The organism is Streptomyces roseirectus (genome assembly GCF_014489635.1).
Taxonomy (GTDB): Bacteria; Actinomycetota; Actinomycetes; order Streptomycetales; family Streptomycetaceae; genus Streptomyces; species Streptomyces roseirectus.
Genome location: NZ_CP060828.1, coordinates 5,917,143 through 5,930,059 on the forward strand (window position 1 = coordinate 5,917,143; position 12,917 = coordinate 5,930,059).

Annotated in this window: 10 protein-coding genes and 1 other RNA gene; 5 read left to right on the top strand and 6 right to left on the bottom strand. The window is 69.4% G+C overall.

The genetic code is table 11. The annotated features are described in order from the left end of the window. Positions 1-11 precede the first annotated feature (11 nt). From ftsX to ssrA, 4 genes are all read left to right on the top strand, one after another. Positions 12-929, top strand: coding sequence for a permease-like cell division protein FtsX (ftsX, locus tag IAG44_RS25205; RefSeq protein ID WP_187749348.1), 918 nt, complete (start codon positions 12-14; stop codon positions 927-929). A 67-nt stretch (positions 930-996) separates the two neighbouring features. Continuing rightward, positions 997-2,151, top strand: coding sequence for a S41 family peptidase (locus IAG44_RS25210; RefSeq protein ID WP_187749349.1), 1,155 nt, complete (start codon positions 997-999; stop codon positions 2,149-2,151). Positions 2,152-2,258: 107 nt separating this feature from the next. After that, positions 2,259-2,798, top strand: a complete 540-nt coding sequence (gene smpB, locus IAG44_RS25215; RefSeq protein ID WP_246564402.1) for an SsrA-binding protein SmpB — start codon at positions 2,259-2,261, stop codon at positions 2,796-2,798. 107 nt (positions 2,799-2,905) lie between these two features. Continuing rightward, positions 2,906-3,309, top strand: a transfer-messenger RNA (tmRNA) gene (ssrA, locus tag IAG44_RS25220). An 88-nt stretch (positions 3,310-3,397) separates the two neighbouring features. On the opposite strand, the gene IAG44_RS25225 is transcribed toward ssrA, so the two are convergent. The 6 genes from IAG44_RS25225 to IAG44_RS25250 form a co-directional block, all read right to left on the bottom strand. After that, entirely contained in the window at positions 3,398-4,399 is a 1,002-nt protein-coding gene (locus IAG44_RS25225; protein WP_187749350.1) for a LacI family DNA-binding transcriptional regulator, read from the bottom strand. Continuing rightward, on the bottom strand, positions 4,399-6,651 hold the full coding sequence (gene yicI, locus IAG44_RS25230) for an alpha-xylosidase (RefSeq protein ID WP_187749351.1): 2,253 nt from the start codon (positions 6,649-6,651) through the stop codon (positions 4,399-4,401). The genes IAG44_RS25225 and yicI overlap by 1 nt, the downstream gene beginning before the upstream one ends. Before the next feature lie 30 nt (positions 6,652-6,681). Then, positions 6,682-7,446, bottom strand: coding sequence for a carbohydrate ABC transporter permease (locus IAG44_RS25235; protein ID WP_187752856.1), 765 nt, complete (start codon positions 7,444-7,446; stop codon positions 6,682-6,684). 53 nt (positions 7,447-7,499) lie between these two features. Beyond that, positions 7,500-8,408: a carbohydrate ABC transporter permease gene (locus tag IAG44_RS25240; protein ID WP_187749352.1), complete on the bottom strand. Its 909-nt coding sequence runs from the start codon at positions 8,406-8,408 to the stop codon at positions 7,500-7,502. Then, positions 8,405-9,700 (bottom strand): ABC transporter substrate-binding protein, encoded by a 1,296-nt coding sequence (locus IAG44_RS25245; protein WP_187749353.1) that lies wholly within the window; start codon positions 9,698-9,700, stop codon positions 8,405-8,407. Before IAG44_RS25245 ends, IAG44_RS25240 begins: the two co-directional genes overlap by 4 nt. A 178-nt stretch (positions 9,701-9,878) precedes the next feature. Continuing rightward, the gene (locus tag IAG44_RS25250; RefSeq protein ID WP_187749354.1) at positions 9,879-11,216 is read right to left on the bottom strand and encodes an MFS transporter; all 1,338 of its coding nucleotides are present in this window, start codon (positions 11,214-11,216) and stop codon (positions 9,879-9,881) included. 94 nt (positions 11,217-11,310) lie between these two features. On the opposite strand from IAG44_RS25250, the gene IAG44_RS25255 reads away from it, so the two are divergent. Further along, positions 11,311-12,276, top strand: coding sequence for a LysR family transcriptional regulator (locus tag IAG44_RS25255; protein ID WP_187749355.1), 966 nt, complete (start codon positions 11,311-11,313; stop codon positions 12,274-12,276). Positions 12,277-12,917: the final 641 nt, after the last annotated feature.

Sequence of the window (12,917 nt, forward strand, 5' to 3'; positions counted from 1 at the left end):
AAGCAGACGCCATGCGCGCCCAGTTCGTCCTCTCGGAGATCGGTGTCGGTCTCCGCCGCAATCTGACGATGACCTTCGCGGTCATCGTCTCCGTGGCCCTCTCGCTGGGTCTCTTCGGCGGTTCGCTGCTGATGAGCGACCAGGTCAGCACCATGAAGGGCTACTGGTACGACAAGGTCAACGTCTCGATCTTCCTCTGCAACAAGAGCGACGCCGAGTCGGACCCCAACTGCGCCAAGGGCGCGATCACCGAGGACCAGAAGAAGCAGATCAAGACCGACCTGGAGAAGATGTCGGTCGTCCAGACAGTGACGTACGAATCGCAGGACGAGGCGTACAAGCACTACAAGGAGCAGTTCGGCGACTCGCCGCTGGCCGCCTCCCTCACGCCCGACCAGATGCAGGAGTCGTACCGGATCAAGCTGAAGGACCCGGAGAAGTACCAGGTCATCGCGACCGCGTTCAACGGGCGCGACGGCGTGCAGTCCGTGCAGGACCAGAAGGGCATCCTGGACAACCTCTTCGAGCTGCTGAACCTGCTGAACCGGGCGGCGCTCGGCGTGATGGCGCTGATGCTGGTCGTCGCGCTGATGCTGATCGTCAACACGGTGCGCGTCTCGGCCTTCAGCCGTCGGCGTGAGACGGGGATCATGCGGCTGGTCGGCGCCTCCGGGTTCTACATCCAGGCGCCGTTCATCGCGGAGGCGGCCGTCGCCGGGTTCATCGGCGGGGTGCTCGCCTGCGTCGGCCTCACCCTCGGCCGGTACTTCACGATCGACCACGGCATGGCCCTGTCGCAGAAGCTGAGCCTCATCAACTTCATCGGCTGGGACGCCCTGCTGACCAAGCTCCCGCTGATCCTCGCGGCGAGCCTGCTGATGCCCGCCCTTGCCGCGTTCTTCGCGTTGCGCAAGTACCTGAAGGTGTGACACATGCCAAGAGGGCCGTACGGACAACTGCCCGTACGGCCCTTTCGCTTCCCCTAGACTCGCGGCCATGTCAGGTCCCGACCTGTTTTCCCAGCCCCGCCGCCTCGGCCGCGGGGCCGCCCTGACCTTGGTGTTCGCGAGCGTGCTGGTGGCCGGGGCGGCGACGGGATCGCTGCCCCAGGGGGACGAGGGGACGGGGGCCGCGCGGTCCGTCGTCCCCGACGGGCGACGGCAGGTGGCGCAGGCCGCGGCCGAGGCGATGGCCCAGGGCACCTCGCCCCTGGAGGCCGCCGAGCGCGCCGTGAGTCGCAGCGGGGACCGCTGGGCGGCCGTCTACTCCGAGGGCGAGTACGAGGAGTTCGCACAGGCGCTCGACGGCGAGTACACCGGCGTCGGCCTGTGGGCGCGGCGCGAGTCGGACGGCCGGATCGCCGTCAGCAAGGTCCGCGGCGACTCGCCCGCCGCCGCGGCCGGCATCCGCGCGGGGGACAGGCTGCGCAGCGTCGACGGGCGCGCGGTGGACGGCCTTCCCGTCACCGACGTCCTCTCCTTACTCCGCGGCGACGCGACCGACGCGCGCGCGGGGACGGCCGTCCGGGTCGGCCTCGAACGCGGTACGCGCGCGTGGGCCGAGACCCTGCGGCGCGCCACGCTGTCCACGCAGCCGGTGACCGCCGAGAAGATCCGGGGCGGGGGAACTCTTGTTCGAGTCGCCGCGTTCACCAAGGGAGTGGGCGAGGCGGTGCGGGCCGCCGCGCGAGAGGCGTCGGGAGGTGTCGTGCTGGACCTGCGGGGGAACTCCGGCGGCCTGGTCACCGAGGCGGTCGCCGTCGCTTCGGTCTTCCTGGACGGCGGCCTGGTCGCCACGTACGACATGGACGGCGCACAGCGCGCCCTGCACGCGGACGCGGGCGGCGACACCACCCGCCCCCTCGTCGTCCTCGTCGACGGCGGCACCATGAGCGCCGCCGAGCTGCTGACCGGGGCCCTCCAGGACCGGGGCCGCGCGGTCGTCGTCGGCACCCGCACCTTCGGCAAGGGCTCCGTCCAGATGCCGACGCGCCTGCCGGACGGCTCGGTCGCCGAGCTGACCGTGGGGCACTACCGCACGCCGTCCGGGCACGCGGTCGACGGGGTGGGGATCGTGCCGGATCTTGAGGTGGCGGACGGGGTGCTGGGGCGGGCGGAGCGGGTGCTGAGCGGGTTGGGGCGGATGCCGTAGGGACGTGGGCTCGTCGTCGCCGTCGGCTTCCCCGGCGCAGGGCTCGGGAAACGGCTTTCCCTCGACGGCCTCGCTGGTGCGAAAATGGCGGGACTATGAGCAAGGGAATGTACGTACCGAAGGAGTCCCAGCCCAAGCAGGGCGGCGGGGGCGGTAAGGCGCGGGACGGGGAGAAGGGGGGCAAGAAGAAGATCGTCGCCCAGAACAAGAAGGCGCGGCACGACTACGCGATCATCGACACGTACGAGGCGGGCCTCGTGCTGACCGGCACCGAGGTCAAGTCGCTGCGCGAGGGGCGGACGTCGCTGACGGACGGGTTCGTCCAGATCGACCGCGGCGAGGCGTGGCTGCACAACGCCCACATCCCGGAGTACCACCAGGGCAGTTGGACCAACCACTCCGCGCGCCGCAAGCGCAAGCTGCTGCTGCACCGCGAGGAGATCGACAAGCTCGCGGTCAAGGCGGAGGAGACCGGCCACACGATCGTGCCGCTCGCCCTGTACTTCAAGGACGGCCGCGCGAAGGCCGAGATCGCCCTCGCGCGCGGCAAGAAGGAGTACGACAAGCGGCAGACCCTGCGCGAGCAGCAGGACCGGCGCGAGACGGACCGGGCGATCGCGGCGGCGAAGCGGCGGCAGCGGGGCTGAGGCGCCGCTGGGGCACCGCCGGGGAATACGGTGGCATGCGTGCGCGTTGGTCACGTACGATGGCATCAGCACCGGCCGAGTCCGGTGGCACATTGAAAAATCAACATGGGGATGATCGGTTTCGACAGCGGATGTCGAAGCAGGGGAAGCGTGTCGAGGAAGCGGCCATGATCTCGTAAACCACAGGCCGAAAAAAATAATCGCCACTGTTAAGAGCGATTCTCCCAAGGCGACGCAGTTCGCCCTCGCTGCCTGATCAGGTAGCTAGGCAACTGCCCCTTACTTAAGGGAGTGTCAGCCCGGGGCTGTTCCCGACCCGGATCCTGGCATCAGCTAGGGGACTAAACCTTGATCCCGGTCACGGGGTGAAGAGGGAAATCAAACAGTGACTGGGCCCGTCGGCGACTTGTTCGCGTGATCGCCGGGGCCGAGAAAATCACAGCGAACTGCACACGGAGAAGCCCTGGTTCCGCACCGTTGGACGCGGGTTCGATTCCCGCCATCTCCACTCATCCCATGTGGGCAGAGGCCCCGTTGCTTTCGAGCAGCGGGGCCTCTGGCTTTTCCGCCTCCGGCTTCTCCCGGCACGCCGCCGGCGCTCACGCGTCGCGCAGCGCCGTGCTCGCCCGTCTCGTCAGCGTCGGCCGCAGCAGCGTCGCCTCCGGCACCGGCTCCCCGGCGAGCTTGTCCATCAGCAACTCCACGGCCTGGGCGCCGACTTCACCGGACGGCAGGGCGACGGCACTGACCCCCAGGTGCGCCGCGAGATCGTCGGGACAGATCGCCGTGACCGACAGATCCCCGGGCACACTCAGCCCGAGCCGGCGGAACGCGTCGATCAACGGTTCCAGCACCGCCTCGTTGTGGACGACGACCCCGGTCAACGCCGGTTGCTCACGCAGCAGTTGCTCGGCGACCCGGCGCGCACCGAGCGGCGTCGCCTCGCAGGGGTGGACGGCGGACTGCAGCCCGGCGCGGTCGGCGGCGCCGGTGAACCCCTGGACGACGCGCTGCGCGAAGGCCGTCTGACGGACGTACACCTCGGGCGGCGACCCCACCAGCGCGACCGCCCGGTGCCCCAGCCCGGCGAGATGGTCCACGCACACCTCGCCCGCCGCGCGGAAGTCGAGGTCGATACAGGTGAGCCCCTGCGGACTGCTCGGGAAGCCGATCACCACCGTCGGCCGCTCCAGATTGCGCAGCAACGGCAGCCGGGGGTCGTGGAGTTGGACGTCCATGACGACCTGCCCGTCCACCAGCGCCGTGTCCGCGACCCGGCGCAGCCCGTCGTCGCCCTCCTCCTGCGTCAGCAGCAGCACGTCGTGGTCGTAGCGCCGCGCGGCCGTCACCACCGACACCACGAACTGCATGACGACCGGCACGTGCATGCCGGCGCGTAAGGGGACGACGAGGGCGAGGACGTTGGAGCGGCTGGTGGCCAGCGCGCGGGCCCCGGCGTGCGGCCGGTAGCCGAGGTCGCGGATGGCGTCCTGCACCCGGCGCCGGGTCTGCTCCGAGATCGGCCGCTTGCCGCTCAGCGCGTAGGACACCGTGCTCGGGGAGACACCCGCCAGCCGCGCCACATCGGTGATCTTGACCATCAGCCCAACTCCACCGTGAGGAACCCGCATCCGGCCTCCGCCCGCGCCACCCGGTCCCCGGCGGCCAGCCCCCAGGGCAACGACGGATCGCTCGCGGACGCGCGCAGCGTGTGCCCCTCGCGGACGACGGTGTAACTCACCTCCCCGACGCGCACGGTGACTTGGGCGCCCCGCTCAAGTCCGTACGCGCGCAGCGTGACCCCGTCGGCGTGCCGGTAGTCGGGCCGGTCGGCGTGCGCGCCCACCGGGATCACCGCGCCGGGCCGCACCAGCAGGGGGATGCTGGAGAACCCGTGCGTCTCGCTCACCCAGCGCGGCCCGGTGACCGTGCGCCCGGTCACGAAGTGCGTCCACTCGCCCTCGGGGACGTAATACCGCACGTCTCCCTCGTCGTTGAAGACCGGCGCGACCAACAGGTCGGGGCCCAGCATGTACTGGCGCTCCAGATGCGCGCAGCCGGGGTCGTCCGGGAACTCCAGGGCCATCGCGCGCATCACCGGCAGCCCCTCCTCGTGCGCGACGCGCGCCGTCTCGTACAGGTAGGGCATGAGGCGCAGCTTGAGACGGGTGAACAGCCGCAGTACGTCCACGGCTTCGTCGTCGAAGAGCCACGGCACGCGGTACGAGGAGCTGCCGTGCAGCCGGCTGTGCGAGGACAACAGGCCGAAGGCGAGCCAGCGTTTGAACAGGGCCGGGGACGGGGTGCCCTCGAAGCCGCCGATGTCGTGGCTCCAGAAACCGAACCCGGACAGGCCGAGCGACAGGCCGCCGCGCAGGGACTCCGCCATCGCCTCGTACGTCGACTCGCAGTCGCCGCCCCAGTGAACGGGGTACTTCTGGCTGCCCGTTGTGGCCGAGCGGGCGAAGACGACCGCCTCGCCCTCGCCGCGGTGCTTGCGCAGGACGTCGAAGACCGTCTGGTTGTAGAGGTAGGCGTAGTAGTTGTGCATGCGCTCCGGGTCGGAGCCGTCCGACCAGGCGACGTCCGTCGGGACGCGCTCGCCGAAGTCGGTCTTGAAGCAGTCGACGCCCTGGGCGAGCAGCGCCTCCAGCTTCGCCGCGTACCAGTCGCGGGCGGCGGGGCTGGTGAAGTCGACCAGGGCCATGCCGGGTTGCCACAGGTCCCACTGCCAGACGCTGCCGTCCGGCCGCTTCAGGAGGTGGCCCAGCTCCTTGCCCTCCGCGAACAGCGGGGAGCGCTGCGCGATGTAGGGGTTGATCCACACGCAGATGTGCAGCCCCTTCGCCTTCAGCCGGGCCAGCATGCCCTCCGGGTCGGGGAAGACACGCGGGTCCCACTCGAAGTCGCACCAGTTCAGCTCACGCATCCAGAAGCAGTCGAAGTGGAAGACGGACAGCGGGAGTTGACGCTCACGCATGCCCTCGATGAACGAGGTGACGGTCTCCTCGTCGTACGCGGTGGTGAACGACGTCGACAGCCACAGCCCGAACGACCAGGCGGGCGGGAGCGCGGGGCGGCCGGTGAGCGCCGTGTACTTGCGCAGGATCTCCTTCGGGGTCGGGCCGTAGATGACGTAGTACGTCAACTCCTGTGCCTCGACGCTGAACTGGACCCGCGAGACCGCTTCGGAGCCGACCTCGAAGGACACCTTGCCCGGGTGGTCGACGAAGACGCCGTACCCGGCGTCGGTCAGGTAGAACGGCGCGTTCTTGTACGCCTGTTCGGTGGCGGTACCGCCGTCGGCGTTCCAGATGTCCACCGCCTGCCCGTTCTTGACGAGGGGTCCGAAACGCTCGCCGAGTCCGTACACCGATGTGCCGACCTTCAGGCCGAGTTGTTCGCGCAGGTAGTGGGCGCCGGTGCGGGCGTCGCTCATGATGCCCATGCCCTTGGGGCCACTGGAGGTCAGTGAGCGGCCGTGGGCGCGGAAGTCGAGGTGCCAGGGGCCGGTGCGGGTGACCCGCAGGGACAGCTCGCCGGAGGTCAGGGTCGCGTGGCTCTCGTCGTGGGTGAGCTTCGGGGTGAACTCCGAGGCTGCCAGGTCGAATTGCGGGCTGTGCGGGGGGTCGCCCCGGAAGTGGGCGAAGGTGACGCCGATGACGTCGGGCATGGGGGTGTGCGCGCTGATCGTCACGACCGGTCCCTTCAGCAGGTCGCCGCGGTGGCGGATGGGCTGCGTCGGCGCGTGGATCTCCAGGGCGCCGGCCGCGGCGGTGACGTCCAGGACTTCGGCCGGGTGGGCCGCGGTGATGCCGTCGCGCAGCAGCCAGTAACCATCGGTGAACTTCACGTGGAGGGTCCTTACTTGACGGGATGGTCCTTACTTGACGGCACCCACGGCGATCCCGCGGGTGAGCGTGCGCTGGAAGACGAGGAAGAACACCAGGGCGGGCAACACCCCGAGCAGAGCGGCCGCGTTGGTCATCGTGGCGTCCATCAGCCGCTGGCCCTGGAGGACACCGAGCGCGACGGACACCGTCTGGTTGTCGTTGGAGATCAGCATCACCAGCGGCAGCAGGAACTCGTTCCACGTCCAGACGAAGAAGAAGACGAGCAGGACACCGAGGGTCGGGCGGCTCATCGGGACGACGATCCGCCACAGCACCTGCCACTTGTTCGCGCCGTCGACGTGGGCCGCCTCGATCACCTCGCGCGGGAACCTGCCGAGGACGGCCGACAGGAGGTACGTGCCGAACGCCGCCTGGATCACCGTGAACACGATGATCACGCTCAACCTCGTGTCGTACAGGCCGAGTTGCTTGCTCAGGTAGTAGACGGGGTAGACCAGCGCCTCCTGCGGGACCACGTTGGCGAGGACGAAGAAGGCGAGGATCCAGGGGCGGCCCTTCACCCGGCCGACGCCGATCGCGTAGGCGTTCAGGAGGGAGAGGACGACGGCCAGGATCGCCACCGAGCCGCTGATCAGGGTGGAGTTGACGAGTTTCTGGGTGTAGTCGACGCGGGTCCAGAAGTCCTTCAGGCCGTCGAAGTACAGGCCGTCCGGGAGACTCAGAGGGCCGCTCTGGGCGTACTCCGCGGGGGACTTGAGGGCGTTGAGGGTGACGATGAGGAACGGGGTGACCATGAAGAGGGCGGCCAGACAGAGGGCGACCAGCACCGGGTAACGGCTAAGTTTCCTCAACTCGGCTTCTCCTCCTGCCTGTTCTGGAGCCGCAGCGCGATCAGGGAGAGCGCCAGGATCAGCACCGTCAGCACCGTCGAGATCGCCGACCCGTACCCGACCTGCGTCTTCTCGAAGAACGTGGTGAACGAGAAGTACGACGGCACGTCCGTCGCCCCGCCCGGACCGCCCTTCGTCAGGACGTACACCGCGCCGAACACCTTCAGCGCGGCGATCGTGCACCAGGTCAGCACCACGGAGATCTCGGGGCGGATCTGCGGCAGCGTGATGTGCCAGAACCGGCGCCACCAGCCGGCGCCGTCCAGCTCGGCCGCCTCGTACAGCTGCGGGTCGACGCGTTCCAGGCCGGCCATGAACACCACGAGCGGGAAGCCGAGTTGGACCCACACCATGACGCCCATGACGCTGTAGAGCGCGAAGTCCGGGTCACCCAGCCAGTCCTGCTGCCAGCCCGACAGGCCGACGGCTTTGAGGAGTTCGTTGAGCGAGCCGTTCTCCGGGGCGAGGATCCAGCTCCACACGATGCCGGCGACCGCGATCGGCAGCACCTGCGGGAGATAGAAGCAGGCCCGGAGGACCGTGGTGACCCTGCTGCCGAAGTGCTTGCCGACGTAGTCGAACAGGGCGGCGGCCAGCACGAGTCCGACGGCCGTGGGCAGCGCCGCCATCGCCACGACCATGAACAGGCTGTGCCGGAACGACGCCCAGAACGCCGAATCGTCCATCAGCTCGCGGTAGTTGGCGAGCCCCGCCCACTCCGGGGTGCCGACGCCCTGCCAACGGGTGAAGCTCAGACCGGTGTTCATCAGGAACGGGACGATGACGACCGCGAGGAAGGCGAGGACGCCGGGCAGGAGGAAGGGGGCGTAGGAGGAGGCGACGGCGCGGCGGCGGGGGGCCGTCATGAGGCGGGGACGCCCTTGTCGTACGCCTTCTCCACCGCGTCGAGGTAGGCGTCCGGCTTCTCGCTGCCGGTGATGAGCTTCTGCGTCTCGGAGACCAGGACGTCGTAGAAGCCGGGGACGGGCCAGTCCGGGTAGAAGGCGAGGCCGTCACGGCTGCTCAACGTGTTGAAATCCGTGATGAGTTGCTTCGACTTCGGGTCGGTGATCGCGTTCGTGTCCGCCGCGACCGGGACGCCGCCCTTGTTGCCGAGCAGGTTCTGGATCTTCTTCGACATGGTGATGTCGATGAAGTCGTAGGCGAGTTGCTTGTTCTTCGAACTCTTCGGCACCACCCAGAGGTTGCCGCCCGAGCCGAGCGTGAGCTTCGACTCCGGCCACAGGGTGGTGCCCCAGTCGAACCGCGCCTCCGACTGGAAACGGCCGTACCACCAGCTGCCCGAGAACAGGATCGGCGCCTTGCCCTGGAGGAAGGAGACGCCCGCCTGCTCGGCCGTCGCCCCGCTCGAACTCTTCGCCAGGTAGCCCTTCTCCACCCAGTCCGCGAACGTCTCGGCGCCGTATTTCCACGCCGCGTCGTGGAAGTCCGTCTTGCCCTTGAAGAGCTCGTAGGAGTCGACCCAGGAGCGGTCGGCCCTGGAGAGGGCGAGCTGGTAGAGGTACTGGTGGGCCATGTACTCCGCACCCGCGTTGGCCAGCGGCGTCACGCCCTGGTCCGTGAACTTCTGGAGCGCCGCTGTGAGTTGGGAGAACGTTGTCGGGATCTGCACGCCGTGTTCGCGGAACAGGTCCTTGTTCAGGTAGAGCGTCGTGTACTCGGCGTAGTTCGGGACGCCGTACCAACTGCCCGATCCCATCACGCCGTTGGTGCCGTACCGGCTCGTGGTGCTGACGCCGGGGCTCAGGAGCTTGTCCCAGCCGCGCTTGGTCACCTCGGGCGTGAGGTCGGTCAGCAGGCCCTGCTTCGAGAGGAGGCCCGTCGTCGCGTTGCCCTTGTTGTACTCCATCAGGTCGGGCGCGTCCGAGGAGTTGAGGACCATCGGGGCCGTCTTCTGGATCTGCTCGAAGCTCTTCTCCTCGAACTTGACCTTCACACCCGGGTGTTGTGCCTCGAACTCCTTGATCGCCTCCGTCCAGGCCACGCCCATCGCGCTGTTGGGGGCCTCGTAGTGCCACAGGCGCAGGGTGGATCCGTCGTCGGATCCTCCGTCGCCGCTGCCCCCGCAGGACGCGAGGAGAAGTGCCGTGCTCAGTGCCGCCGCTGTCGTCAGGGTCCGCCGTTTTGCCGTCAACATCCTTGCTCTCCAAGGGAGTCGGATGGGTGTCCGGGCTGGGTCGGCGCCACGCGGTGTCCGTCGAATCGATTCGATGCGTGACGTCGAAGCGCTTCGACGGAGGAAGTTATTGGGTGGCTGGAGGCGCGTCAATGGGGTGGCTGGGAATGGCGGAAGCGATTCGACAGAGAGCCGCAGATCAGGGGTGTCGTGTGTGGCGCAGGAGTGAAACGAGGAGTGCCGTGCCGGCGGCCGTGACCGGGATGACGTAGCCCGCCGTGGGGGAGACGTGTTCCGCCGTCCATCCTCCGCTCGCGCTGCCGGCGGCTATGCCGGCCAGGAGGGCGGTCACCGCTAGGGTCATGCCCTCGTTGAGGCGGCCCTCGGGGGTGTGCTGCTGGATCAGGGTCATGCCGGTGATCATCGTGGGGGCGGTGGCGGCGCCGGCGAGGAGGAGGGAGAGGGCGAGGAGGGGGAGGGAGTTGGTGAGGGTGGTGGTGAGGAGGGGGAGGGTGAGGAGGGTGGTCATCGCGGCTATGCACAGGGGGTAACGGCGGGGGTGGGGGGTGGAGTTGGCGGGGTCTTTTGCGGGGGTGGTGGCGGGAGCGGCGGGAGTGGTGGCGTTTCGGGGGGTGTTCTTTGCTCCGAACACCAGCCCCGCCACGGCTGATCCGGCCGCCTGGAGGCCCAACACCAGCCCTGCGAGGGCCTTGTGGCCCGCCTCGTCCGCGAAGGCGACCGTCGTCACCTCCGTCGCTCCGAACACCGCGCCCAGGCACAGGCACACGGCGAGGAGCGGCGGCATGCCGGGGGCTGTGAGCGGGGAGGTGGCGGACGGGCGGCGGTGCGGGGGCGGCTCGGTCGCGCGCTGGGCGGCGAAGAGGAGGATGCCGGTGACCAGGAGGGCCGCCGCGACGAGGGTGCCGGCCTCGGGGAAGGCGTTCGCGCACAGCAGTGCGGCTAGCAACGGGCCCAGCAGGAAGCAGAGTTCGTCCGCCGCCTGCTCGAAGGAGTTCGCGGTGTGCAGGGCTTTCTCGTCGCCGGCCAGGAGGTGGGCCCAGCGGGCGCGGGACATGCCGCCGGTGTTGGGGGCGGTCGCCGTGGCGGCGTACGCGGCGAACAGCGTCCACGTCGGGGCGTCGTGACGGACGCACAGGACCAGGGTGATGGCGCCGAGTGCCGCGAACAGGGCTGCGGGGACGGCCACTTGAACCTGGCCGCGGCGGTCGACGAGGCGGGCGATGTGCGGCGCGACAACCGCCGTTGCCGCGAGGCCCGTTGCGGTGACGGCGCCGGCCAGCGCGTATGAGCCCCGCTGTCCGGCGATCATCATCACCGCGCTGACGCCGAACATGCCTGAGGGAAGGCGGGCGACGAGGTTCCCGGCGGTGAAGGCGCGGGCGCCGGGGAGGGCTAGGAGGTGGCGGTAGGGGTTGGGGTTCGGGGAGGTGCGGGGGCTGAGGTCGACGGCGATCAGGGAGTCGCCGGTCGTCGTGTAGAGGGTTTCGGGTGGGGTTCCGTGGTGGGCGTGGGGCATGCCGCAACGGTCGTACGGCGATGATCGTCCGGTCCAACACCCGCTGCGTGCTTATTCACGCGCCTGTGTTGTGAATCCTTGTTAGCTTCGCCGGATGCATCGAGATCTTGATCCCCGGTTGCTCCGGGTCTTCCTCGCCGTCGCCGAGGAACTGCACTTCACGCGGGCCGCCGCGCGGCTGTTCGTCGCGCAGCAGGCGTTGAGCCGTGATGTGCGGCGGCTGGAGCGGGAGTTGGGGGTCGAGCTGTTCGTCCGGACGACGCGGCAGGTGGCTCTTACGTCGGACGGTGAACGTCTTCTGCCGTACGCCCGGCGGGTGTTGGACGCGCAGGAGGAGCTGCGTGCCGCCTTCGGGCAGGCCCGTCCGTTGCTCGTCGACCTCAACTCGCCGGGTCTCGGCACCGGTTCACTCGTGCTGGAACGGGCGCGGCGGCTCGCGCCGGAGCACGAGCTGATGGCCCGTTTCGAGAGCGGGCTGACCTGGGCCGCCGCCGAGATGATCGCGGGGCGGCTGGACGCGTCGTTCGGGCGGTACGCGGGACTCGACCCCTCGCTGCGCGCGCGGCTCGATCATCAACTCGTCCGGTACGAGCCCATGTCCGTCGTCCTCCCCTCGGATCACCGGCTCGCCTCGTGGGACGCGGTGCCGGTGGGTGAACTCGCGGGGGAGGAGGTCTACGCGGGGGCCGGGAATCCGCGCACCCCCGAATGGACCGATCTGGCGCGGCTGTTGTTCGAGGGGCGGGGGATACGGGTCGCGCCGCCGGTGCCGATGGCCGTGGGGGAGGCGGAGTTCGGGCGTGTCATGGCCCGGTCCAGGTGGCCGGTGCTCACCGTAGTGGGGTTTCCGGCCATGCCTGGGACGGTCCAGCGGCCGCTCGTCGAGCCCGTCCCTCTGTCCCCGGTGTCACTCGTGTGGCGAAAGGGGCTGTTCCATCCGATCTTGGCTGTACTGCGACAATCTGCGCTCGAACTCGCGGTCGAGGAATCGTGGCTGGAGTCGCCCGCCGATGGATGGATTCCAGCCATCGACATGGGCATGGCATCCGCACACAAATGACACATCGCACACGCGGCGCACATCCGCTGCGCTAGATTCGGCGCCCCGAGCACGGAGAGACATCGGGGGCGCGTGAACCGGGTGGGGGCCTGGTTGTGCGACATGTGCTCGGCGTTCGAACACGCGCCCAGAACTGTTCCCGGGACGGACCCGGGGTGATCCCGGAGTGCTCCCGTGGGGGGAAGTGCGCACGTGAAGAAATGGCCAGAAGACACCCAACCCGAGTGGCCCGAGCCGGCGTCGCCGACCCAAGGGGTCGCGGCGATCGGTGGGACCCAGGAGTTTCCCGAGACGGGCGCGTCGTCCGCCGGGGAGCGGCGGGAGATATCCGGGGGGTTGGCTGAAGAGAGTCGGTCCGGCGGGGGCGCGTCGGTGTCCGGTGGGAGCGGGAGGGAGCCGGGTGCGGCCGGGTGGGAGTCCGGTGCGGCCGGATGGGAGGGGTTCCCGGACGATGCCGTCGCGAGTGCGCGGCGGGCGCCGGATCCCTCGACGCGGGTGCCGGATTCGGTGGGGCTGGTGGATGAGGTGCGGGGGGTTGTGCCGGTGGGGCGGGATCCCTGGGGGGAGGGGACTGAGGGGGTGTCGGGGTCGTACGGGGCCGGGGGAGTCGGTGGCGGGCGTGCGGCGGACGGGGCTCACGG

Coding starts and splice junctions, on each gene's coding strand:
- ftsX (WP_187749348.1), top strand. CDS start 12: ATGCGCGCCCAGTTCGTCCTCTCGGAGATCGGTGTCGGTCTCCGCCGC.
- IAG44_RS25210 (WP_187749349.1), top strand. CDS start 997: ATGTCAGGTCCCGACCTGTTTTCCCAGCCCCGCCGCCTCGGCCGCGGG.
- smpB (WP_246564402.1), top strand. CDS start 2,259: ATGTACGTACCGAAGGAGTCCCAGCCCAAGCAGGGCGGCGGGGGCGGT.
- IAG44_RS25225 (WP_187749350.1), bottom strand. CDS start 4,399: ATGGTCAAGATCACCGATGTGGCGCGGCTGGCGGGTGTCTCCCCGAGC.
- IAG44_RS25235 (WP_187752856.1), bottom strand. CDS start 7,446: ATGGTCACCCCGTTCCTCATCGTCACCCTCAACGCCCTCAAGTCCCCC.
- IAG44_RS25240 (WP_187749352.1), bottom strand. CDS start 8,408: ATGACGGCCCCCCGCCGCCGCGCCGTCGCCTCCTCCTACGCCCCCTTC.
- IAG44_RS25245 (WP_187749353.1), bottom strand. CDS start 9,700: ATGTTGACGGCAAAACGGCGGACCCTGACGACAGCGGCGGCACTGAGC.
- IAG44_RS25250 (WP_187749354.1), bottom strand. CDS start 11,216: ATGCCCCACGCCCACCACGGAACCCCACCCGAAACCCTCTACACGACG.
- IAG44_RS25255 (WP_187749355.1), top strand. CDS start 11,311: ATGCATCGAGATCTTGATCCCCGGTTGCTCCGGGTCTTCCTCGCCGTC.